Consider the following 24444-nt stretch of genomic DNA (forward strand, 5'->3'; position numbering starts at 1 on the left):
TGCTCGCTTTGCAGTGGGGGTGCTAGCTTGCGCTTGCCCGGTCCGCGCTGCGCACAGCGGCAACAGAGACCGCCAGAGCTGTCGCCGACGCCACGACAACCGCTGTCCCGATCAGCTGCCCCGGCGTCGTTGCCCACAGGAGCATCACGACGGCTTCGACGGCCAATCCAATCCAGGCCAGCACGGCGACTCTCGTGCGTTCCGACGCGATGGCGGACAGCAGGGCGCACTGCAGCACCGCGAGGACGGCACCGTGCAGTGCAAAGGCCCACAGCATCGGTGCCACCCCGGCGTAGGCGTCGCCCACCAGGATCGGTACCAACGGTCCGGCGAGGGCCGCGCCGAGCACCAGCACAGCCCCGATTCCCACCAACACAGCCAAAGCTGTGCGAACGGCCTGCGCCGACTGCGCTGGATTTGCCATCTTCGGGTACAGGACAACACCAACCGCTTGCGGCAGCCAGAACGCGGCTTTGGTCGCGACGGCGCCCAGTGCGTACACACCCGCGTCGTATTCGCTCAGAACCACACGCACGACAAGCAGGTCAAGCGACGACAACGCAATCAGGGCGAGCTGAACCTGGGAGGCCGCGAGCACCGAGACAACACCGATCCTCGAGGTCGCGTTCTTGCTCACCGGCGCCGTACGGTCCAGCACCCGGACAACCGCGACCAGAACCGCGGTTCCGGCCGCGCTCGCCACCAATGCCGCGGCCGCAGCGCCGCCCAGCGCCAGGACTGCCACTGCGGGAAGAACTTTCATCACACCCGCACCCGCCAACACCGCGCTGAGCACGCCAAACCGGCCGTGCCCCTGCAACAATCCCTGTTCCGTCGCCAGCAGCACCAGCATCGGCGCCGTCACCAGAGCCGAGAACGCTGCGACCATTCCGGTGTCGAGTAGCCACGCCATCGCCGGGGTCAGCACCACCGCCAGAACAGCCACGATCGCTGCGCATCTGTACCCGAGTGATCGCAATGTGTCAGCACTCTTGCCGCGCACAGCCTCTCGGGCGACCACTGTCTGCAGGGCCAACGCCGGCACGGCCAGCACCAACTGCGCGGCGAGAAGACTGGCGAATTCTCCGTAGCCCGCCGGACCCAACCAGCGACTCGCCAACCAGGCCAGCAGGTACGACGCAACATTTGCCGTCATCGAACCGGCCAACACCATACTGACCCCGGCCGCAGCGGAACGATCAAGAGGTTGGCGGGCCATGCGACCAATGATGCACCACGTATCGTGCCCGTCATGACAGTGCGGCCGAAACACCACAGCGTCGTGGCCGCGATGTACAGCCTGGCGTTGACGCTGTTGATTCTCGGGCCGCTGCTCGGTCCCGGTTATCTACTGCTGCGCGACGCTGTCAGCACTCCCCGCTCGTACCTCACCGACTCCGCGCTCGGACTCACCGACGCCGCCGCCCGCGCAGTTCCGCAGGATGCGCTGATCGCCGCATTGAGCACGGTCGTCGACGGCGGGTTGGTGGTGAAGGCGCTACTCCTCGCCGCACTGTGGTTGGCGGGGTGGGGCGCTGCCCGCTTGGTCGCGGCGCTACTGCCGACGGCCGGTCTCGGGCCGCAATTAGTGGCGTCGACGGTGATGCTGTGGAACCCGTACGTGGCCGAGCGTCTGCTGCAAGGACATTGGAGCCTGCTGGCCGGGTACGGAGCGTTGCCGTGGATCGTGATCGCGGGCATCGGGGTGCGACGCGCTCAGCCCGGCGCCTGGTGGGCCTTGGCCGCATCGCTGGCATTCGCGGGTCTGACACCTACCGGCGCGCTCCTGGGATTGACAATCGCATTGGTGGTCGTGGCCTCCCCCGGCGGGCGAACGTCGGTTCCGCGACGCGTCAGCGGCGTTTTCGCACTCTTCCTGATCACTGCCTCACCCTGGCTCGCGGCAACACTTCTGTCGAGCGGCGCCGCCGACGGTTCCGATCCGGCCGGTGTGGCAGCCTTTGCCGCCCGCGCGGAACCGGGCCTCGGAACGCTCGGCAGCCTCGCCGGGTTGGGCGGCGTCTGGAACTCGGCTGCCGTCCCGGACTCTCGCACAACACTCTTCGCGGTGGTTGGGACGCTATTTCTCCTGATCGTTGTTCTCGGCGGTATTCCCGCGCTGTGGCGACGGCGTCGCAATCCTGTGATTACCGCCCTGGGCTTGCTGGCACTCGTCGCGATTCTCGCCCCGGCGCTCGGCGCGACACCATGGGGCCTGGGCGTTGGGCGCTGGTCGGTCGAATACTTCTCCGGCGCAGGCCTGCTCCGCGATTCCCAGAAATGGGTGGCGCTTGCCGCACCGTTCTACGCACTGTCCGCGGCAGCCGGCGTGACGTGGGCACAGCGCCGCTTCACTCTTGCGCGCCCGACCTGGTCGATCGCCGCCGTTGTCGTGACGGTCATGGCTCTGCCCGACCTCGCATGGGGCGTCGGCGGGGCTCTGAAGCCGGTGCAGTATCCGCAGTCCTGGACCGTTGTCGCCGAGCAACTGCGGGGCGAAACCGGTGATGTGGCAGTGCTTCCCGCTGGAATGTTCCGCGCCTTCTCCTACACCGGTGATGCTCCGGTTCTCGATCCGGCGCCGCGATTTCTTCCCCTCGACGTACTGCAGACCGGCGAACTGATCGTGGCCGGCGGCTCTGTCGGGGGCGAGGGAACACGCGCCGCCCAGGTCGAGGAACTCCTCCTCGCGGGCGGAAGCAGCACCGAACTCGCCGCCCTGGGCGTTGGCTGGGTGCTGGTGGAACTCGACACACCTGGCCGATCCGACGATGCGGCACTACTCAGCCTGGAAAGAGTGTTTGAAGACAACTACCTCGAGTTGTACCGGGTACCGGCAGATGTTGCGCTGCACCAGGCTTCGACGTCCGCACGGATCATCGTCACGCTCGCCCACATTGCCTGGGTGATGACGGGCGTTGTGGCTCTACTCGTGCTCGGACTGAACCAGAACAGAATTCGACTCGCGCGCCGTCACCAGCCCTGAAACGCGCCGTCCGGCCGTCGTCGCCGACAGCACCTCGAAAACACCGGTTCCCGTTTGCTCCCACGAGAATTCGCTCGACCACACCCGAGCTTTCTCGCCGAGCACCGTCCGCAATTCGTGATCACGCAGCAGGGTGCCTGCAGCCTGCGTCAATTCCGCCACGTCGCCGTTGCCGACACTTTCGCCGCCTACCAGCAGACCCGTCACGCCATCGACGATGGAATCGGTCAACCCCTTGGAACTGCGGTAACCGACGGTCGGAACTCCGTGTTGCGCAGCCTCGATGACGGCGAGGCCCCACCCTTCCTTGCGGGACGGCATGAGGTGAATCCAGGACTGCGCCAACAATTCATGCTTGCGCGACTCGTCGACGTGCCCGTGGAATGTCACCGCGTCGCCGATTCCGAGTTCGGCTGCGCGATCACGCAGGTTCTGCTCCCACCAACCGCCGCCGATGACGTCGAGGTGAAGTTCGGGCTCCGTCGGACGAAGTGTCGCAACCGCTTCGAGAGCGTCTTCGATCTGCTTGTGCGGCACCAACCGCGAGAGCACCGACATCGTGGGCCGACTCGCCCGGGTGATCGAACCACCGGCGTCGACGCCCATCGGAAGGCGATCAGCTCCGTTGCGCACCACGGCAATTCGATCGCGCTCGACACCCAGATCCACCAGTTCCTCCGCCGAGGGCAGTGACACCGTCAAGTACTGGTTGTCACTGTGCCGTTTCGGCGAGAGTCGGGATTCCACCCACCACCCGATCCGTCCGACGAGTGTGCCTGCGACCGGCCACTGTTCGCGATGGCAATGGTGCACGAGCAGCGTGACCGGCGCACCGGCCACCATCTTCGAGAAGAAGGGGATCCCGTTCTGCGTGTCGACGACAGCGTCGGGGCGAATGCCCTTCAACGAACCGAACCCGAGACGGCCGGCCGCAATCGCGGCCAGTGCCCGCGGGTACACGCTGAAACGTCCGCCGGAACGACTGATGGTGATGCCGTCTCGATACTCGGTGGCGGACGCACCCGGGTACGACGCCGTCCGCAGAGTCACCTTGATTCCGCGCGCCGCCAACTGGGTTCCGACCTGCTCGAGGTACCGCTCACTTCCGCCGCCCTGCGGATGCCCGGTGTCACGCCAACAGAGCAACAGAACCTCGTGCACGTGCGTTACTCCCTAGAGCTCGTCGGTGACCGGCGCGGATGCGAGTGGTCCTGCGGGGGATGCCCACCCTGACCGGTCGGTAACCCTGCGGAACACCCTAACTGTTTCCGCGTCCGTATTGCCGCGCTCCTCACATTGAAAATCGACGGTGTTCATGGAGTAAGAACTCGCAGTCGCTAAAGTTGATTCTCGTGACCAAGCCCGCAGTGACCCGCATTTTCGGCCGACGGGCAACCCTCAAACGATCCGTCGGCTTGCTCAGCGACTTCCGCCACGAGCAGACCGCGCCGGATATCTTCTACGGCGCGCTCGCTCGCGATTCCGTCGAATTGATCTCCGACCTGCATGAAGGTCACACCGGCCACACGCTCGACGGCCTCACCGTCCTCGACGTCGGCGGCGGACCGGGCTACTTCGCGGAAGTGTTCCAAGCTGCCGGTGCCCGCTACATCCCGGTCGAACCCGATCCGTCGGAAATGCATGCCGCCGGCTTGACCGTCGGCGGTGCGGTGCGCGGATCAGGCCTGGCGTTGCCGTTCCGGGACTCGTCGGTCGATATCTGCTTCTCCTCGAACGTGGCGGAACACGTCAGCGAGCCGTGGCTCATGGCGGAGGAAATGCTGCGCGTCACCAAACCCGGCGGACTGATGGTCCTCTCCTACACCCTGTGGTGGGGTCCCTTCGGAGGGCACGAGACGGGGCCGTGGCACGCATTCGGTGGTGAATACGCAGCCAAGCGGTACCGCCGCACTACCGGCCGCGAACCGAAGAACAAGTACGGGGAGTCCCTGTTCAAAGTTGGTGCCACCGACGGCTTGCGCTGGGCCCGCGGAACAGACCAAGGCGAACTACTCGCCGCGATCCCCCGATATCACCCGTCCTGGGCATGGTGGATGGTTCGCGTTCCCGGCCTTCGCGAATTCCTCGTGAGCAACCTCGTTGTGGTTCTCGAGAAGCGTTGACATGATTCGCGTCGCCCTCGACATCGGTGGCACCAAGATGGCTGCCGGCGTGGCTTCCGAGGACGGGCGCGTTCGGGAACCCCGCACGGTTCCCACACCGAAAACGGATACGTGGGCGGCGTGCGCGGCATTACTTCGGAGTGTCGCCGACGGACGTGCGGTCGACGCCGTCGGAATCGCCTGCGCCGGCCCGGTTGATGCCGCCGGCGGTGTTGTGGCACCCATCAACATCTCCGAGTGGGCCGGCGGATTCTCCCTGCAGGACGCGATTCGCAGCATTTTCCCCGGCGCTCGAACCGCTCTGGCCATGGACGGGGCCGCCGCCGCCCTGGCCGAACATCACCACGGCGCGGGACGCGGAACACCGGACCTGTTGAGTCTGGTCGTCTCCACCGGCGTCGGCGGCGGAGTTGTCATGGGCGGACACATCGCACCTGGTCGTACGGGAAATGCGGGCCACATCGGGCACCTGGTTGTTCCTGGGACTGACGAACCCTGCTCGTGCGGTGGCGTCGGCTGCCTCGAGACGGTCGCGAGTGGCCCGGCTGCGGTTCGCTGGGCTCGCAGTCAGGGGTGGACCGGCACCACCGGCCTCGAACTTGCCGACGACGCCAACAGCGGCGACGCAATCGCCCGGGCTGCGCTGCACCGTGCCGGAACCGCGCTGGGAATTGCCATCGCATCGGCTGCGGCGCTACTGGATGTGAATCTTGCTGTGGTGGGCGGCGGATTTTCCCAGTCCGGCTCAGCCTTGTGGAAACCCCTCCGAGAATCCGCTGCCCGACATGCCCGTTTGTCGTTCATCGAGGACCTACGAATCGTCTCCGCCGAACTGGGTGAGCGTGGAACTCTGACCGGCGCGGGGCTCCTGTCGCTCGTCGCCGCCATCTGACACGCGTTCTTCTGCGAGAAATCCGCAGGGAGTCCCACTAAACGGGTGCCACCTGTTCCTAATTTCTGTAACGTGTTTTAGTGTTCTGACTCACACCGTTGCGGGCATTGCGCGTGACACAAGCGGGAAGGAGGTGACCGTGAGCCCCGATGTTTCCTCGACTGAAGCCGAGCATCACGCACAGGTCGCCCGACCAAGTGATTCCCTCCGCGATACCGAAGACCTCCGCGAACGCCTGGAACGCTGGATGGCTGGGAAGGTGCCGACCGGATCAACCGTGACCGTCGCCGATGTCACCCTGCCCGCAGCCAACGGCATGTCCAGCGAAACCATCCTCTTCGACGCGACCTGGGACGGCGATCATCATCCACTCGTCGCCCGTGTTGCCCCGGCCGAGACCACCATGCCGGTGTTTCCTACCTACGACCTCGAATCCCAGTTCCGCACCATGGCGCAGGTGCACGAGCATTCCGCCGTGCCCGTACCGACGGTGTACTGGTCCGAATCCGACCCGGACGCGTTGGGTGCGCCGTTCTTCGTCATGGAACGCATCTCCGGTGACGTGCCTCCCGACGTCATGCCGTACAACTTCGGATCGTGGGTCACCGAAGCGTCCCCGGCGCAGCGAAAGACTCTCCAGCAGAACTCGGTAGACGTCCTGGCGCAATTGCACGCCATCGACAATCCGATCGAGCGCTTCGATTTCCTTCAACTGCCTGGTTCGGGACCGACTGCGCGAGAGTCATTTTCGGCGCACATCGCCGAGCAGCGTGCCTATTACGAGTGGGTCGTCAAGGATGGCGTCCGGTCGCCGCTGATCGAGCGTGCCCTCGACTGGGTCGAAGCACACAATCCCGCCGACGATTCACCGGCAGTGCTTTGTTGGGGCGACTCTCGCATCGGCAACGTCATGTATCAGGACTTTGCCCCGGTCGCCGTACTCGACTGGGAAATGGCAACTCTCGGCCCGCGTGAAATGGACCTGGGCTGGATGGCGTTCCTGCACAGGTTCTTCGAGGACATCGCCGGCTTGGCAAACCTGCCCGGTCTTCCCGACTTCCTGCGACTGCCGGACATCGCGGCAACCTACGCGGACATCACCGGTCACACGCCACATGATCTGGAGTTCTACGTTACCTACGCCGCGCTGCGCCAGGCCGTGATCATGTGGCGGATTCAGGCCCGCGCCATAGCTTTCGGCCAAGCCGAGCAACCCGCAGACCCCGACGACATGATCATGCACCGTGCATCGCTCACGGCGATGCTCGACGGCACCTACTGGGAGAGGTTGAACTGACATGTTGTCGCCGATGGACGATTACCCCATTCACCAGATCGCAGAACCGGTCCGCCACGTCGCCACCTCGGACCGAAACTTCTACGACCGCTACTACTTCAACTGCTACCCCACCGACAACAACGACACATTTCTCATCGTCGGTCTGGGCCAGTACCCCAACCTGGGTGTCATGGACGGCTTTGCGGTCCTGCGCCACGGCGATCATCACATCGTGGCCCGCATGTCGAAAGCCCTCGGCGCCGATCGCACCGACACCACGGTCGGACCACTACGCATCGAGGTTTTAGAAGGCCTGCAGAAACTTCGTGTCGTGCTCGAACCCGGCAGCGAATACGACCTCTCCTTCGACATCACCTTCGACGCCACCATCCCGGCGGCGCTCGAGCCCAAACACTTTCGACGCCAACTCGAACGCGTCACCTTCGACACGTCCCGCTTCCTGCAGACCGGAACGTGGACGGGCCACCTCACCGTCGACGGGGAGAGAATCTCGATCGACCCCGACACCTGGCGCGGAAACCGTGACCGCTCCTGGGGCGTGCGCCCGGTCGGTGAAGCCGAGCCACCCGGCCGACGCGCCGTCGACGGTATCCAGAACTTCTTCTGGGTCTACTCCGTCATGCAATTCGACGAGTTCACCATTTCCGTCATCATGCAGGAAGACGAGCAAGGCCGTCGCATCGTCGAGGAAGCGATGCGAATCTGGCCGGAGGAAGGACGCGATCCGGAATGGCTCGGCCGGCCCGAGCACGACCTGATCTTCTGCCCCGCCACCCGCGACGTCACCGGAGCTACCCTCACCTTCCATCGTCCCAGCGGCGAGGTTCTGACCGTCGACTGTGAACTGTTGCTGGCCAACCACATCGGTATCGGAACCGGGTACGGCCTCGAACAGGACTGGCGCCACGGCATGTGGCAAGGCGAGCTGGTTGTCCAAGGCCTGCGGCACAAGGTCCACGAATTCGAACCGATGCAGCGCATGTTCTCGCCCGTGGACAATCTCAGCAAATTCCATCTCACCGAGGGTGATCAGACCTTCGATGGCACCGGCCTTTTCGAAGTCGCTGCCATCGGACCCCACGAGCGTTACGGCTTCACCAGTTTCATCGATATGGCACCAGAGCGCGAGACCGACAACACCGAGGAAAGATTGTGATGACGAACTACGACAAGCTCTACATCGGCGGCGAGTGGGTAACCCCCGCCACCGACCAGGTACTCGAGGTGTTCTCACCGGCAACGGAGGAGCGCGTCGGAAGCTGTCCCGTCGCCGCTCCGGCAGACATCGACGCCGCAGTCTCCGCTGCGCGCAACGCTTTCGACAACGGACCATGGGCCAAGACGACCCCTTCCGAGCGCGGTGCGATCCTCGCGAAGGCAGCCAAGCTCCTCGAAGAGCGCAGCGCAGATCTCAACCAGCTCATCTCCAACGAGATGGGCCAGCCGCCCGCCATGGTCGGCATGATGCAGCAGACCCCGTCGATGGCGACGCTCGGTTTCTACTCCGAACTGGCCGACAAGTTCGCGTGGGAAGAGAAGCGCACCGGCGTCTTCGGGCAGACCAAGGTCACCCGCGAGCCCGTCGGCGTTGTCGCTGCCGTTCTCGCGTGGAATGTTCCGCTGTTCCTCGCGATCAACAAGCTGGCCCCCGCGCTGCTCGCCGGCTGCACCGTCCTGCTCAAGCCCGCCCCCGAGTCACCGCTCTCGGTCCATGTGATCGCGGAGATCTTCGCTGAGGCAGGCGTTCCCGCCGGCGTCATCTCCGTGCTTCCCGGCGGCGCCGAGACCGGCGAATACCTGGTCTCGCATCCTGACATCGACAAGATCACCTTCACCGGCTCCAGTGCGGTCGGGCGCAAGATCGGCGCCATCGCCGCACAGAACCTCAAGCGCTGCTCCCTCGAACTCGGTGGCAAGTCCGCCGCCATCATCCTCGAGGACGCCGATCTCGCTGCCGGGATGCCGATGCTTGTCATGTCTGGCCTGATGAACACCGGTCAGGCGTGCGTCGCGCAGACCCGAATCCTCGCTCCCCGTTCACGTTACGACGAGGTCATCGAGGGACTCAAGACCGCGGCTGGTTACATGACCGTCGGCGATCCGTCCGATCCGGCCGCGCAGCTCGGCCCGCTGATCTCCGAGAAGCAGCGCGAGCGCGTCGAGGGCTACATCGCCAAGGGCAAGGAAGAAGGCGCTCGACTGGTCCTCGGTGGCGGTCGTCCCGCCGGCCTCGACAAGGGCTGGTACGTCGAGCCGACCATCTTCGCCGACGTCGACAACTCCATGACCATCGCCCGCGAAGAGATCTTCGGACCCGTGCTCTCGGTGATTCCGTACGACTCCGAGGACGAGGCCGTCAAGATCGCCAACGATTCCGACTACGGCCTCGCCGGATCCGTCTGGACCACCGACATCGATCACGGCCTCGAAATCGCGGCGCAGATCCGTACGGGCACCTACGCGATCAACTGGTATGCCTTCGACGCCGGTTCACCGTTCGGCGGTTACAAGAACTCCGGCATCGGCCGCGAGAACGGACCTGAGGGCCTCGAAGCCTTCTGCGAAACCAAGTCCGTGCTCATGCCGCCCGGATACACGAGCTGAGTTAGCACCCGTTGTGCACAGTGAGCACCCCTTCCAGCACGACGGAAGGGGTGCTCACTTCACAGAAGCTGTGCTCACTCCCCAGACATAACCGTCCGAGCGGGCTTAGCCTTAGCTCCGTGACCACCGAAACGGAAGCATCGGCCGACGAGAGCACCACCACCGTTGTACTGGCCTTTGCCGCAAACGCGCTGATCGCCGGAGCAAAAACAGTGGCCGCGATCGTCACCGGATCGGCGTCGATGGTTGCCGAAGCCACACACTCGTGGGCCGACACCGGCAACGAGATCCTGCTCCTGATCGCCAACCGACGATCCAAGCGCGTGCCCGATCGCGATCAACCCCTCGGTTACGGCCGCGAAGCGTACATCTGGTCGATGTTCGCGGCCCTCGGACTCTTTGCGCTTGGTGCCGGAGTATCGATCACGCACGGAATCCAGGAACTCTTCCATTCGGAACCGGCCACCGATTTCGGAGTTGCCTACGCGGTTCTCGGAGTCTCGTTCATCCTCGAAGGCATCTCGTTCCGCCAGGCCTACAAACAATTGCGGGCAGAAGCGTCAGCCGTCAACAGCGACGTTCTGACACAAGCACTCAACACTTCCGACCCCACTACCCGGGCCGTGTTCGCCGAAGATGCAGCGGCACTTATCGGTTTGATCATCGCCTTTACCGGCGTCCTGCTCCACCAGATCACCGGTTCACCGATCCCCGACGCACTGGGATCCATCTTCGTCGGCATCCTGCTTGGCGTCATCGCGATCATCCTGATCGACCGCAACCGGCGTTTCCTGGTCGGCGAGGAAGCGTCACCGACCTTGCGCGCCGCCGGCATCGAAGCACTGTCACAGCTACCCGACGTCAACCGAATCACGTTCCTGCGCATGGAATACCTCGGGCCACGGCAGGTCTACCTGGTTGCCAGCATCGACGTCGTCGGGGACTACGCCGAATCACGAGTAGCCCACACACTGCGCGACCTCGAGCGCACACTCGAGCAGAGCCCACGCGTCGTACGGGCGATCCTGACGCTCTCGACGCCGGAAGAACCGTCGATCACGGTCTGAACCGAACCTGGGCGATACGCTCATTCGATGCGCGCACTGGTCGTTGTACTGATGGTCCTAGGTCTTGTCGTCGGAGGAATTCCCTTGTTGGGCGTCCTGATCGACGTAATGACCAGTTCGGACGACAACAACATCGTCTATCAGGGTGCGTACGCACCGCTAACGAACGTGCAGATGAGCCGGGATTACGAATCGTCGCTGAACCTTTACTTCGATTCTCAATCGAATGCGTCCAGAAATTGGTTCATCCTCGCCAGTTTCCCATTCCTCGGAGCAGGTTTGGGCGCTCTGACGGCGGCGCTGATGGGGCGCCGCGGGTGGCGCCTGACGCGAGCCTGAACAGACGCCGATGGCCGCCCACCGTCGAAACGAGGGGCGGCCACCGTCAGAACAGAGTCAGATGTACATCGCAGGATCGATGTAGCTGTTCGGATCCACCAACTTCTCCTTGGCGGTCCGCGGCCGAGCCACTGCCGGAATACCCGTTGCAATGGAATCGGCTGGAACATCACGCGTCACAACAGCATTGGCGCCGATAGCACTACCTTCGCCGATGAGAACAGGTCCCAGGATCTTGGCACCCGCACCCACGGTGACCCGATCGCCGAGCGTCGGATGGCGCTTGACCTGCTCGAGTGAACGGCCGCCGAGCGTGACACCGTGATAAAGCATGACGTCGTTGCCGATTTCAGCCGTCTCACCGATTACCACGCCCATGCCGTGGTCGATGAAAAACCGTCGACCGATGGTCGCGCCGGGATGAATCTCGATGCCCGTGGCAAAACGTGTCAGCTGCGACAACACCCGGGCCGGACCGCGCAGAGCGGGCACAGCCCACAGCTTGTGTGCGATCCGATGCGACCAGATGGCATGCAGCCCTGAGTAAACGAGGGCATTCTCCACATTGCTGCGCGCGGCAGGATCCTGACCGCGCGCAGCCTGTAGGTCCTCGCGAATGACGCCGAGGATACTCACGTATCTCAGTCCCGGATGTGTTCGAACAGCGGGGTGGAGATGTAACGCTCACCGAAGTCGCAAACAACCGCCACGATCAGTTTGCCCGCATTCTCGGGGCGCTTTGCCAACTCGAGGGCGGCCCACACGATGGCGCCGGACGAGATGCCACCCAGGATGCCTTCCTGAGTTCCGAGAGCGCGAGCGACCTCGATGGAATCGGGGAACGACACGTCGATGATCTCGTCGTAGATTTCACGATCGAGGATCTCGGGTACGAAGTTCGCACCGATTCCCTGGATCTTGTGGGGGCCGGGCTGGCCACCGTTGAGGATCGGCGAATCGATGGGCTCGACGCCGACGATCTTGACCTCGGGCTTGTACTTCTTGAGAGTGCGTCCGACGCCGGTGATGGTGCCGCCGGTGCCGATACCGGAAACGAAGATGTCGACGGCGCCGTCAGTGTCGGCCCAGACCTCTTCACCGGTCGTCACCTCGTGGATGGCCGGGTTGGCGGGGTTTGCGAACTGGCTGGCCGAGACAGCGTTTTCAGTCTGCTCGACAATTTCCTTGGCCTTGGCGACTGCGCCGGCCATGCCCTCGGAGCCCGGGGTCAGCACGATCTCGGCGCCGTACGCACGCAGCATGACGCGACGCTCGGTGGACATCGTCTCCGGCATGGTCAGGATGACCTTGTAGCCACGAGCAGCACCGACCATGGCAAGTGCGATACCGGTGTTACCACTGGTGCCCTCGACAATGGTTCCGCCGGGCTTGAGTGCTCCGGACTTCTCGGCGGCGTCGATGATCGCAACACCGATCCGGTCCTTGACGCTGTTGGCCGGATTGTAGAACTCGAGCTTCACTACAACCTGTGCGTCCAGACCCTCGGTCAGGCGGTTGAGTCGCACCAGCGGGGTGCGCCCGACCAATTCGGTGACGTTGTTGTAAATACCGGTCATTTCCGTACCTCCATGTGGCCGCAGTCTCGACCGGGTCGTTTCGTTAATGACGTTATTGCATCATTCGGTGTGTCCTATAGCTCAACCGGGCCGGTAAAAACCCGAGAACTACCAAAATAATCTCCTCGAATGCCGAATGCCGCATCTGTTCGATCAGATGCGGCATTCGGGTTACGCAGTACAGAATCGCGAGGGACTCAGCCCAGGCGCTGCTTCAGAGCTTCGAACTCGTCACGGATGCCGGTGGGCAGCTTCTCGCCGACGAAGTCGAACCACTCCTCGATCAGCGGGATCTCGGCCTTCCACTCGTCGATGTTCACAGCGAGGGCCTCGGTGATGTCGGCGTCCGACACGTCCAAGCCGTCGATGTCGAGAGCCGAACCCGTGGGAACGACGCCGATCGGGGTGTCGATACCGGCAGCCTTGTGCTCGATACGCTCGACGATCCACTTCAGGACGCGAGAGTTCTCGCCGAAGCCTGGCCACAGGAAGCGTCCGTCGTCGCCGCGGCGGAACCAGTTCACGTAGAAGACCTTGGGCAGCTTGGACTCGTCGGCAGACTTGCCGAGGTCGATCCAGTGCTGGAAGTAGTCGCCCACGTTGTAGCCGAGGAACGGAAGCATTGCCATCGGGTCGCGGCGAACCGTACCGACCTGGCCTTCGGCTGCTGCGGTCTGCTCAGAGCCGACCGTGGCACCCATGAAGACGCCGTGCTGCCAGTCGCGGGCCTCGGTGACCAGCGGAACCGTCGTCTTACGACGTCCACCGAACAGGATTGCCGAGATCGGCACGCCCTTCGGGTCGTCCCACTCGGGAGCCATGATCGGGCACTGCGACATCGGGGTGCAGTAACGCGAGTTGGGGTGAGCGGCCTGCGTACCGGATTCAGGCGTCCACTCGTTGCCCTTCCAGTCGATCAGGTGCTGCGGGTCGCCTTCGAGGCCTTCCCACCAGACGTCGCCGTCGTCGGTCAGTGCAACGTTGGTGAACACGGTGTTGCCCTGGTCGATGGTGCGCATCGCGTTGGGGTTCGAGGACCAGTTGGTGCCCGGTGCCACGCCGAAGAAACCGAATTCGGGGTTGACGGCGTACAGCTGTCCGTCGTCACCGAAACGCATCCATGCAATGTCGTCACCGAGGGTCTCGGCGCGCCATCCGGGGATGGTCGGCTGGATCATCGCGAGGTTGGTCTTGCCACACGCAGACGGGAATGCCGCCGCGATGTAGTAGGCCTTGTCCTCGGGGGAGATCAGCTTGAGGATGAGCATGTGCTCGGCCAGCCAGCCCTCGTCGTGCGCCATTGCCGAAGCGATACGCAGCGAGTAGCACTTCTTGCCGAGGAGAGCGTTTCCGCCGTAGCCGGAACCGAAGCTCCAGATCTCACGATCCTCGGGGAAGTGAGTGATGTACTTGGTGTCGTTGCACGGCCACGCGACATCGGCTTCGCCGTCGGCGAGCGGAGCGCCCAACGAGTGCAGCGCCTTGACGAAGAATCCGTCGGTGCCGAGCTTGTCGAGAACCTTGCTGCCCATGCGGGTCATGACGCGCATGGAGACGACGACGTACTCGGAGTCCGTGAGCTCGACACCCAGCTTCGGATCCTCGGCGTCGAGGGGACCCATGCAGAACGGCACGACGTACATGGTGCGTCCGCGCATGGAACCGCGGTACAGGTCACCCATGAGGGTGCGCATCTCCGACGGGTCCATCCAGTTGTTGGTGGGGCCTGCGTCGATTTCTTCCTTCGAGCAGATGTAGGTGCGCGATTCGACGCGAGCCACATCGGAAGGATCGGAATTACCGAGGAACGAGTTCGGCTTCTTCTCGTCGTTGAGGCGCGTGAACGTGCCTGCCTCGACCAGCTTGTTGGTCAGCCGGTCCCACTCTTCGTCCGAGCCGTCCGCAAAGACGACGCGAGCGGGCTGGGTGAGTTCGGCAACCTCTTGCACCCATGCAAGCAGTTCCTTGTGCTGCGTGGGGGGCGTGCCGTCAGTTCCGTTGAGACCGGGAATGGTCGCTGAGGTCATCAAACTCTCCTGGGGTGAGCCGGAACCGGGTTCTCGTGACACCGGATGCGAACTGCAGCGCCCCGATACCAGTCGATCCCGGTGTCCCCCTCTCGACGGGGTCCAGCCGCGTCATCCACTCACGTGGATTTCACGGACGCCGGGTGTCCTATGTATTGAGGTTAACGCTGGCTGTTCACCTGCAGGTAATCGGGTGCGGTCAGAAATGTCACAGAAACGATTCAGATGGTGTATCCACACCGCGTACCCGGCTTCGAATAGAGGCAAACGGTCCCGGATCGCAAGGCGAACAGTCCTCTAGGCACGTCACTCAGTGCCTCTTTTCGGTGTCACACAGTGCCAGATTTTGTGTGTCACACAGTGCCAGAATCGATGCGGTCCCACACCAATGCACCGTGCGTGTCTCGGTGGCATTCCCACGCCGCGAAGTCTCCGTCCGACTCCACCATCGTCACGCGGTCGGCAGCGCCGTCACGATCGAAATCCGACACCACGATGATGGCAGCGGCATCGTTGTCAGGCGCCACGACGCGACTGTCGACGATCCCGTCGCCATCGAGATCGAATGCGTCGAATGTCGTCGTCAGATCACCGACGTCGACAGTCCCCGCACCCGGCCCGAAGGTTGCCGGGTCGATGCCCTCTGCCGGTAGTTGATCTGCCGGCACGTCGAACCGCCCCATGTCGACGACGTCGGCGGTGATCAGAAATCCGTCCATTACTTCCCCCTGTGCTTGATCTTGCTGGTGTCTTCTCCCGGCAACCCCTACCGAGATGCATCAGTACTACCAGATTTCCGTCGACATTCACCGACAAAAATCCGAGCCTGTGGACAACTCGTTCAGGCCCCGGCACCGTTCAGAATTGCCAGGTCACGTTCACAGGCGGCCAATTGTCCGGAACGTGCCTGTCCCAGTGCTCGGAGCTCGACATCGATCTCCGCAATTCGCGCTTGCGCCGACGCAACCAGCTCTCGGCTCTCGGCCAGGATCGCGCTGCCGAGATCCACTTCTGCGTCAAGGAGCCGGTTCAGCACGCGCTGCTCCCATTGCGCTCTGACAGTGGCCATCGTTTCCGCCAGCCACGCACGAGCGTGCGCCCGATCTGCCGCAACGCCTCTCGTGCGGCTCAACCACCACGCCGCAGTTGCGCCCAGCACCAGAGTTACCGGAATACTCGCAATGTCCAGGGCCGGCACCATCTCCAGCGGAATGACCGCGATCCGCCCCAAGCCGAGCCCCGCCGACGCACCGATCAACACGGTGATGCGCTCTTCGTTACTACGCGGCCGTATTGCCGGATCGCCGGGAAAATGTGGGAGCGCGACGCTTCCACCCGTTTCGCCGATTCCGACCGCTGTGGCGATCGCAGCGTCGAAAGCCACTGTGTTGCTCTCGACTTCGTGTTGCAGCCGTGCCGGTAAACTGTCGAGTTCACTTCGGGTGGACTCGTCGATCCACAGGCGCGCCGACGCCACTGTCGTTCGAGTGGTGTCCGCGATCTGCTGCGAAAGCTCCGCTCGCGCTCGCTGGAGCCTGGTCCTCATCTGAGCAAGTCGTTCACTACGTCGACCGTCACGGTCGGTGAGTAACTCACTGCGCTCCGCGCGAAGTTCGGCACCGGGATCGCTCTCACGCAGGTTACGGATCTCGAGGTCGATCATCCGTCGGGTTTCCGCGATCACACCGCCGCCAGGCTGCGATACGGCACGTCGACGAACTGCGTCGACGACGCGGAACAACGGTGCGATACCGCCACCTTCGGACAGGACGATGATTGCCGCCCCACTGTAAATATCACTGTGATCTGCAAGAATGCGCCGATCACGGTCGCGAACCGATTCCCAGTCCTGGCTCACTTCCGTCTTGGTCATCACAACCACGAACGGCAAGCCGCCAACGCCGGACTCGTCGAGCAGTTCCAACTCTTCCCGCCCGATCACGCTTGCCGCGTCGACCACCAGCAGCGCGATGATCGCGTCGCTCGCCTGATCGACGCTCGTGTATCCGCCCGCCACGCTCAAGAGCTTTTCAACGTCTTCCCGACCACATCGCGGCAGACCCAGAACGAAAATACTTGCATTACTTGATGATTCATCAGCCCACGCCACATCGACATCACCGGAGAGTCCAGCTGGGTTCCATCTCCGAACCACAGGATGGATCGCCGCGGGCAGAACCGAAGCCACATCACTCACGCGCTCACCTCCGACCGCTCTCGCTCGCCACCGAGAAGCACCCACCGCCTGACGTACGCCCGGTGGATCAGCGATATCGCGTCGGCCCAGGCGGGATGTTCACGTTGCGTAGGCCCGCCCCACCACTGAGCGCATCTGCGTGCTTCCTCGACCGTTGTGGGCGCAGGTGGTGCGCTTGCCACGAACCCACGCAGTTCCGGACGCACCAGCGCACCCGTCGCGGCAAAGATCAGACCGGAATCGGTCCGTAGATACTGTTCGACCTCATCCCGGGCACCGGCGACCTCCTCCGCCTCGGCGCCGGCAGCAACGCGCTCCAGTATCGATCGAATTCCGTCGACTCTGCTCCACCACCACATCTCGAGTAACGGTGACAACTCACCGAAGAACGCCTCTCGACCTTGTCCGGTCGACGCGACCAGAGGAACTGTGACGGCGGAGAGCTCTCCGGAAATCTCGGCGGCACGCGTGAGCGCATCCTCCCACCCGTCACCGATGTGGTCGGCTTTGTTCAGAACGGCAATGCAGTGATCGGACACTCGGCCGACCGCGCGTCGATCTGCGTCTCGGAGTGCGTCGACCACGACGACCACCACGCAGTGACTGCTCAGATCCGGATCGATCGCGCCGGGCACGTCGAACGCCCTCGCCTCCGTCGGAATCACCGGCGCTCCGCCGACGCGGCGGCTCGCGAAGACATCACTCTCGAGCAACGTGGTCACCGTAGAGCGGCCGACTCCGCTACGACCGGCAACCAGTACCTGCAACGGCGCGGTCAGCGATCCGACTATCGAATGCACCGCCTCCGCGGCGTGCTGATCGATCGACATCAACCGGTATGCAAGCCGTCGTAACTCGTCCATCGGCGGCGCGCAAGCGTCATCGAGTGAGACTGCGGGCACAATTCGAGCCCACATCTTCACATTTTCCCCTGTGTTCATCCCCACCCCACGTTCCCCCTCGTGCTGGGCAGATTCTGTCAGGTTTACGACGACACGGCTGTTCCCGGCAGGTCATCTCTCGTTCAGCTGTCCGTTTTCGCGGGCCGTTCTCCGGATTTTTCCCAGAAAGTCTCAACTCGAACTTCAGACCCGTCTGCGCTATACGGCAGTCATGCGTGACAATGGACGCGTGAACGAAGCCGATCAGCACGCACTGCCAACCCCGAACGCGGGCGAGACGGAAGACTCCAAGGGTTCCCGTCTCCATCCGCGCGTGACAAGTTTCCGTTCGCGCAGGGGTGCGCTGACCGACGCACAGCAGAAGTCCTGGGACCGCCAGTGGCCGCTTATCGGTGCCGATGTGTCCGACACTCCCCTCGACGCGACCACCTGGTTCGGACGCGATGCCCCACTGATCATCGAGATCGGATCGGGCACCGGAACCGCGACCGCTGCGATGGCCAAAGCCGAACCACACGTCAATCTCATCGCCATCGAGGTCTACCGTCCCGGGCTCGCGCAACTCCTCCAGCAGGTCGAACGCGAAGAGATCCCGAACGTCCGCGTTCTGCGCGGTGACGCGATGGACGTACTCGAGAACATGGTTGCCCCGGAGTCACTGACGGGTGTTCGGGTGTTCTTCCCGGATCCGTGGCCCAAGGCTCGCCATCACAAGCGTCGCCTGTTGCAGTCCCCGACGTTCTCGTTGATCGCCAATCGCCTCAAGCCCGGCGGAGTCCTCCACGTCGCCACCGACCACGCTGAATACGCGGAGTGGATCGAGGAAACCGGAAACGACGAACCGCTCTTGACCGCTCTCGACTGGGAATCCCCGATGACTCACGAGCGCCCCGTCACGAAGTTCGAAGACAAGGCCCATAAGGTCGGAAGTGCAATTACCGAGCTTATATGGGGGAAGATCAGAGCATGAGCGTCAGCGAACAGCTATCCGACGACCTCGAGTCGTCAGGATCTCCCCTCGACCTCGGTCGTGACTCCCGCCACCCCAAGCGGGTTCTCCTGGTGTGGGATGCCCCCAACCTGGACATGGGCCTCGGCGCCATCCTCGGCGGCCGACCTACCGCTGCCTACCGGCCACGATTCGACGCACTCGGACGTTGGTTGCTGTCACGGACCGCTGAACTCTCCGCGCGTGAATCCGGCAACCTCGAACCCGAAGCAACGGTCTTCACCAACATCGCCACGGGCAGCGCCGACGTTGTGCGCCCCTGGGTCGAAGCGTTGCGTAACGTGGGTTTTGCGGTGTTCGCCAAGCCGAAGGTCGATGAGGACAGCGATGTCGATTCAGACATGCTCGAGCACATCGCTCTGCGGTACGGCGAGGGACTGGCCGGAATCATGGTCGCGTCCGCCGACGGTCAAGCATTCCGCGAACCGTTGGAAGACATCGCAGCGACCGGCATTCCGGTTCAGGTACTCGGATTCCGCGAGCACGCCAGCTGGGCTGTGTCGTCCGACATCCTGGACTTCGTCGATCTCGAGGACATTCCCGGTGTCTTCCGCGAGCCTCTGCCGCGGGTAAGCCTGGATACTTTGCCCGACGAGGGCGCCTGGTTGCAGCCGTTCCGACCGCTTTCCGCCCTGCTCATCGGGCGAAAAAGTGTTGCCGAGTAGGAGTTGATCAGTGTTCGCCAGCTGGGGAAGCATCGTCTATCGTGCCCGCTTCACCGTCATCGCTGTCATGGTGGCGGGACTCCTCGGGCTTGCCGCGTACGGCATGAGCCTGCAGGACCATCTCAGCCAGAGCGGCTGGGACGATCCGGGGTCACAATCGGTCGAGGCTGCAAAGCTCGCCGACGGCACGTTCGGACGTAGCACCGCCGGCGACGTTCTGGCGCTGTACACAGCGCCCGAAGGAAAAACCGTCGACGACCCCGAGTTCCAAGCGAAGGTCATCGACAGCCTGCAACGACTGGTCTCGGACAATCCGGATCAGATCATGAAGATCAACGGTTCCTACTTCAAGGTCGGCGACGGACTTTCCGTCGCCGCCTTGGCGGACCCGACAAAGCAACATGCCGTTGCCAGCGTGGCCATTGCCGGCGACAACGACACCGCGGTGTCCAACAACTTCCGCGATGTCGAGAGCGAGTTCTACATCGACGGCGTCAACGTGCAGTTGGCCGGCCTGCAGCCGGTCGCGAACTCGTTGAACGACACGATGGCCAACGACATCAAGCGCATGGAAATGCTCGCAATTCCAGCTGTCGGTGTGCTGCTCTTCTTCGTGTTCGGTGGCGTCGTCGCTGCTGCACTGCCCCTGATCGTGGGCGGCCTGACCGTCATCGGCGCCAACGGCATCATCCGCCTGATCACCAATTTCACCGAAGTCAACGCGTTTGTCGCGCCGGTGGTGTCCCTGGTCGGGCTGGGTCTGGCCATCGACTACGGACTGTTCATCGTCAGTCGTTTCCGTGAAGAAATCGCCGAAGGGCACGAGACGCCGACGGCGGTCCGCAGAACGGTCATGACCGCCGGCCGAACTGTCATGTTCTCGGCGACAATGGTTGCCGTCAGCCTCGGCGGCCTTCTGCTGTTCCCCCAGGGCTTCCTGAAATCCGTCGCGTACGGCGCAATCGCGGCTGTCATGCTTGCGGCCATTTCGTCCGTCACGATCCTGCCTGCCATCCTCGGAATCCTCGGCAAGCGGATCGATGCGTTGACCTTCAAGAGGCTTCGCCAGACCAAGACCAACGAGGAAATCGAGAACGGCTTCTGGGGCAACCTCACCAGGTTCGTGATGCGGCATCCGCTCAAGGTCGCTGTTCCGATCGTTGCCGCACTGCTCCTCATGATCATTCCGCTCACCGGTATCAAGTTCGGTGGCATCAACGAGACGTACCTGCCGCCCGACAGCCCCACGCGCGTAGCTCAGGCCGAGTTCGACGAACTCTTCCCGGGCAACCGCACCGAACCTGTCCGTCTGGTCATCCAGGGCGCAGACAACACCGCTCTCGGCCAGATCGCGAAGACCGCCAACAACGCACCGGGCCTGGTCGAGAAGTTCACCCCCGAAGTGGCTACCAAGGACGGCGTCAACGTCCTCAAAGCCGGCCTGACCGAGCGCAACGAAGCTCGCCCCACCATCGACTACCTCCGCGCCGCGGACTGGCCGGAAGGCACGACAGTCCTTGTCGGCGGCACCCCCGCCATCGAGCAGGACAGCGTCGACGCTCTACTCGACCGTCTACCGCTGATGGTCGTCACGGTCATTTTGCTGACCACACTGCTCATGTTCCTGACCTTCGGATCGTTGGTCCTGCCGATCAAGGCAGCTCTGATGAGCGCTCTCGGACTGGGTTCGACGCTGGGCATCTTGACGTGGATCTTCATCGACGGCCACGGCAGCGAACTGCTCAACTTCACACCCGGCCCGATCATGTCGCCAGTTCTGGTGCTGATCATCGCAATCGTCTACGGGCTTTCCACCGACTACGAAGTCTTCCTGCTCTCACGAATGGTGGAAGCGCGCGCCCAGGGCGCGAGCACCACCGAATCCATCCGCATCGGAACAGCGCACACCGGCCGTATCATCACCGCGGCGGCGTTGATCCTCATCGTGGTGACCGGCGCGTTCGGCCTGTCCGAACTGGTGATGATGAAGTACATCTCGTACGGCATGATCGCGGCCCTGGTCATCGACGCCACCCTCATCCGCATGTTCCTCGTGCCCGCCACGATGAAACTGCTCGGCGACGACTGCTGGTGGGCTCCGGCCTGGATGAAACGAATCCAGGAGAAGATCGGCCTGGGCGAGCCGATCCTCGACAACGAACTTGCACTCGTCAACGTCCCAGAGCTAACGCCCGTCGGCGCGATCGCCGGACCGGCGCAGGCAAAAGCTGCGATGCCGTCGCGGGTACTCCCGCCCTCTGCACCGGTCGGGGGCAAGCGCGAACCCGATCCCCTCACCGAGCCCATCCCCCTCAGCGAGATGTCGGTCAAGGCGCCAACGCCCAAGACGTACGCGCCCGGTGAGACACCCCGCCGGCGCAGTACCGACCGACCGGCCGGTGCGCCGCAGGATCTGATCGAAGCACCGGTCCCCAACCCGACGTACAAGGCGGCCAAGCCGGAACCAACGGCAACACCGACACCGGCTCCGACCGCTCGCCGCACCTCCCCCGCTACACCGGCTCCCACCGAACGACCGATCGAAAGCTGGTTGTCGGACCTGCGCACCCCGGGTGAGGCGCAGCCTGCATCGAGGCCATTGCCCGCCGTCCACACTTCGGCACCGACCAACGGTGCAGCAGCAAACGGTGCGGCCACAAACGGTGCTTCAACCAACGGTGCCGGCACCAATGGTGCTTCAACCAACGGTGCAGCGACCAACGGCGCAGGCAGTAACGGCGCAGCCACCAACGGCGCGGCGTCCGAATCCACGCCCAACGGTCCGTCCTCCGGCAACGCAGCCAGCGGACGCCACCGCCCCGACGACGGTAATGCCGTGAGCGTCAGCGAGCTCATCGCGCGGCAGAAGCGGAGTTGATCTGGTCCGCCTTGCCGAAGGCGCGTGCATAACGCGTCCCGACAAGGAGGAGCAGTAGCCCGACCACCAGGAACGCGATACCGCGAACCAGCCCGCTCAGTGTGGCCAGATCGAACAGGAAGAGTTTTGCCAGCGCTGCGCAGGTCAACGTCAGGCCGGTTCCCAGCATCGTGTGTGCGTACTCACGGTTGTTGAGTCCGAATACGAGTGCGGATGTGGCGGCCAACATCCACACCACCGTTGCTGCACTGTGGCCGAACACAAATCCTGTTGTGCCGCCCCATATCTCGATGCCCGAAGCAACCAGTGCGCAGGTAGCGGCGTAGAGAATACCCATACCGCTGATGGCCCAGGCGACGGCGATGTTGTTCTCCGAGACCACTGTCAATCGCCTCATGACCCACACGAATGCCACGAGCACGCCGATCGCAGTCAGGCTCGTGAGTGCCGTCAGCGCATCGAGATGGGCAGACGCGGCACGGGAAGTCATCAACATGGACGGCGATGCGGATTCCAGGAATCCGATCAATCCGATTGCGGCAAAGACGGATCCGAGCGCACAGACGAAACGTGATCCGGTCGAACCTGCAACCACGATGAAGACGGTGGCGACGGCGAGCAGAACAGCAGCAGTCAACGACTGCGGCGATCCGGCAACACAGCACAGCAGCAGAGCCACAGCGCCGGTACCGGCGACGCTCATGCGCAGGTGAGTCGACAAATCCGTGCCGACCGCAGCACCGGACAGGAACACCAGAGCCATGACGCCGTAGAGCAGGGCGGCCACCTGATCACCGAGGAGTACGTTCACTCCCAGCAGTGGGAGCGTTGCGACAATGAACGTTGCACTCGACCAGGCGCCCGCAACACCGTCACGCGACGGTGATTCCTTCCACTGCAAGGCAACTGCTGTGCCCAGTCCGATCAGGGAGACAACAACAGCACTGATCGTCAATGCCGATGAATCAACCTGCATTCCATCGAAGAGGGACACTGCGATGATTGCTGCGACCAATACGAACGCAACCGGCGCTGTCCGAGCCATGCCGAGATATTTCCAGTCGCGACCGAGTTGAGCGGAGAACCCTGCCACTTGGAGAGCAACAAGAAAACCGATGAGCGACAACGTCAGTGCGCCGGCCAAAGCGGGAGCCGCCAATGCGGCGCCGAGCACGATCAGCAGTGCAAGAGGCTCGGAGTTCCACCTGACCGCGACCGAGACTCCGGCAGCAGCGATACCGAAGGCAATCACCATCGACACCGGCGAGACGATCCAGCCGTACAGGACCGACGCTGCCATCACGTCGAGGTACAGACCGGCAAATCCGGTGGCCGCCAGCGCGATTGCTCCCACCCTGCCGCCCGGGCGTCCGTACACCCGGAACCCGGCGAAGATCAACGCACCGGACAGGGCTGCTCCGCCGATCACGCGAAGCGGTGGTCCGAAGAAACCGGCCTGGGCTGCCAGAACCAACAGCATGACAACACCGATCAAGGTGACTGCCACCCCGGCAATCGCGAGGAGTCGGCTGATCATGCCGTCACGTTGCCACCACGGCACAGTGGGCTGCTTGGGTGGACTCGGTTGCATCGGCGGACTTTGCGGACGCAGGTACTGCGGCTGCGGTTGCGGGGCAACGTGCTGCGGAGCCGGTTGGGGAACGTACGCGGGAACCTGAACGGGCGCCGCGGCCGGCGCTGCAGGCCGCATCGTGGTCAGCTGCGTCTGCAGAATCGACAGGTTCTGCCCCATGTGGCGCAACTGCCGTCCGATGCTTTCGCATTCGTCCGACAGAGCGGTCACCAGTCGCGGATCGACGGCAGGAGAACTTGGTGTGGTCATACACCGAGCCTGCTCCAGTGCGCCCTCGATTGAAT

Annotated in this window: 20 protein-coding genes; 11 read left to right on the plus strand and 9 right to left on the minus strand. The window is 63.5% G+C overall.

Annotation, left to right across the window (positions count from 1 at the left end; translation table 11 throughout):
- Positions 1–22: 22 nt before the first annotated feature.
- Positions 23–1219, minus strand: a complete 1197-nt coding sequence (locus V2B23_RS17180) for a polysaccharide biosynthesis protein (RefSeq protein WP_430951459.1) — start codon at positions 1217–1219, stop codon at positions 23–25.
- A 33-nt stretch (positions 1220–1252) separates the two neighbouring features.
- Here V2B23_RS17180 and V2B23_RS17185 point away from each other — a divergent pair, with 33 nt between their 5' ends.
- Complete coding sequence (locus tag V2B23_RS17185) at positions 1253–2986, plus strand: hypothetical protein (RefSeq protein WP_430951460.1); 1734 nt, start codon at positions 1253–1255, stop codon at positions 2984–2986.
- On the opposite strand, the gene V2B23_RS17190 is transcribed toward V2B23_RS17185, so the two are convergent.
- Positions 2927–4147, minus strand: coding sequence for a glycosyltransferase family 4 protein (locus V2B23_RS17190; RefSeq protein ID WP_430951461.1), 1221 nt, complete (start codon positions 4145–4147; stop codon positions 2927–2929). The genes V2B23_RS17185 and V2B23_RS17190 overlap by 60 nt on opposite strands.
- Positions 4148–4338: 191 nt before the next feature.
- On the opposite strand from V2B23_RS17190, the gene V2B23_RS17195 reads away from it, so the two are divergent.
- From V2B23_RS17195 to V2B23_RS17225, 7 genes are all read left to right on the plus strand, one after another.
- The gene (locus V2B23_RS17195) at positions 4339–5109 is read left to right on the plus strand and encodes a class I SAM-dependent methyltransferase (protein WP_116103707.1); all 771 of its coding nucleotides are present in this window, start codon (positions 4339–4341) and stop codon (positions 5107–5109) included.
- Position 5110: 1 nt separating this feature from the next.
- Positions 5111–6001, plus strand: coding sequence for an ROK family protein (locus tag V2B23_RS17200; RefSeq protein WP_430951462.1), 891 nt, complete (start codon positions 5111–5113; stop codon positions 5999–6001).
- Between the two features lie 133 nt (positions 6002–6134).
- On the plus strand, positions 6135–7298 hold the full coding sequence (locus tag V2B23_RS17205; protein WP_430951463.1) for a phosphotransferase family protein: 1164 nt from the start codon (positions 6135–6137) through the stop codon (positions 7296–7298).
- A 1-nt stretch (position 7299) separates the two neighbouring features.
- Entirely contained in the window at positions 7300–8457 is a 1158-nt protein-coding gene (locus V2B23_RS17210) for a hypothetical protein (protein WP_430951464.1), read from the plus strand.
- On the plus strand, positions 8457–9905 hold the full coding sequence (locus V2B23_RS17215; protein WP_430951465.1) for an aldehyde dehydrogenase: 1449 nt from the start codon (positions 8457–8459) through the stop codon (positions 9903–9905). The genes V2B23_RS17210 and V2B23_RS17215 overlap by 1 nt, the downstream gene beginning before the upstream one ends.
- A gap of 119 nt (positions 9906–10024) precedes the next feature.
- Positions 10025–10972, plus strand: a complete 948-nt coding sequence (locus V2B23_RS17220) for a cation diffusion facilitator family transporter (protein ID WP_430951466.1) — start codon at positions 10025–10027, stop codon at positions 10970–10972.
- A gap of 27 nt (positions 10973–10999) precedes the next feature.
- A complete protein-coding gene (locus V2B23_RS17225; protein WP_430951467.1) occupies positions 11000–11311 on the plus strand; it encodes a hypothetical protein in 312 nt (103 codons plus the stop codon).
- Between the two features lie 57 nt (positions 11312–11368).
- Here the strand turns inward: V2B23_RS17225 and epsC are convergent, their stop codons facing one another.
- From epsC to V2B23_RS17255, 6 genes are all read right to left on the minus strand, one after another.
- Positions 11369–11947 carry a serine O-acetyltransferase EpsC gene (epsC, locus tag V2B23_RS17230; protein ID WP_095887015.1) on the minus strand — a complete coding sequence of 193 codons (579 nt, stop codon included), beginning with the start codon at positions 11945–11947 and terminating at the stop codon, positions 11369–11371.
- 5 nt (positions 11948–11952) lie between these two features.
- On the minus strand, positions 11953–12888 hold the full coding sequence (gene cysK / locus V2B23_RS17235) for a cysteine synthase A (RefSeq protein WP_033231713.1): 936 nt from the start codon (positions 12886–12888) through the stop codon (positions 11953–11955).
- Between the two features lie 197 nt (positions 12889–13085).
- The gene (locus V2B23_RS17240) at positions 13086–14915 is read right to left on the minus strand and encodes a phosphoenolpyruvate carboxykinase (GTP) (protein ID WP_430951468.1); all 1830 of its coding nucleotides are present in this window, start codon (positions 14913–14915) and stop codon (positions 13086–13088) included.
- A gap of 353 nt (positions 14916–15268) precedes the next feature.
- Positions 15269–15634, minus strand: coding sequence for a DUF6802 family protein (locus V2B23_RS17245; protein ID WP_430951469.1), 366 nt, complete (start codon positions 15632–15634; stop codon positions 15269–15271).
- Positions 15635–15756: 122 nt separating this feature from the next.
- Entirely contained in the window at positions 15757–17112 is a 1356-nt protein-coding gene (locus V2B23_RS17250) for a hypothetical protein (RefSeq protein ID WP_430951470.1), read from the minus strand.
- Complete coding sequence (locus V2B23_RS17255; protein ID WP_430951471.1) at positions 17109–18053, minus strand: hypothetical protein; 945 nt, start codon at positions 18051–18053, stop codon at positions 17109–17111. Before V2B23_RS17255 ends, V2B23_RS17250 begins: the two co-directional genes overlap by 4 nt.
- A 172-nt stretch (positions 18054–18225) precedes the next feature.
- Between V2B23_RS17255 and trmB the strand changes: the two genes are divergently transcribed.
- Genes trmB through V2B23_RS17270 form a run of 3 tightly spaced genes read left to right on the plus strand, consistent with a single transcriptional unit; the run spans position 18226 to position 22566 of the window.
- On the plus strand, positions 18226–18984 hold the full coding sequence (gene trmB, locus V2B23_RS17260; RefSeq protein WP_430951472.1) for a tRNA (guanosine(46)-N7)-methyltransferase TrmB: 759 nt from the start codon (positions 18226–18228) through the stop codon (positions 18982–18984).
- Entirely contained in the window at positions 18981–19688 is a 708-nt protein-coding gene (locus V2B23_RS17265) for an NYN domain-containing protein (protein ID WP_033231717.1), read from the plus strand. The genes trmB and V2B23_RS17265 overlap by 4 nt, the downstream gene beginning before the upstream one ends.
- A gap of 10 nt (positions 19689–19698) precedes the next feature.
- Positions 19699–22566 (plus strand): MMPL family transporter, encoded by a 2868-nt coding sequence (locus V2B23_RS17270; protein ID WP_430951473.1) that lies wholly within the window; start codon positions 19699–19701, stop codon positions 22564–22566.
- Here the strand turns inward: V2B23_RS17270 and V2B23_RS17275 are convergent.
- Positions 22541–24409, minus strand: coding sequence for a DUF2339 domain-containing protein (locus tag V2B23_RS17275; RefSeq protein ID WP_430951474.1), 1869 nt, complete (start codon positions 24407–24409; stop codon positions 22541–22543). The genes V2B23_RS17270 and V2B23_RS17275 overlap by 26 nt on opposite strands.
- Positions 24410–24444: the final 35 nt, after the last annotated feature.

The sequence above is a fragment of the Rhodococcus sp. 24CO genome (genome assembly GCF_050586165.1).
In the GTDB taxonomy this organism is placed as follows: Bacteria; Actinomycetota; Actinomycetes; order Mycobacteriales; family Mycobacteriaceae; genus Rhodococcus_F.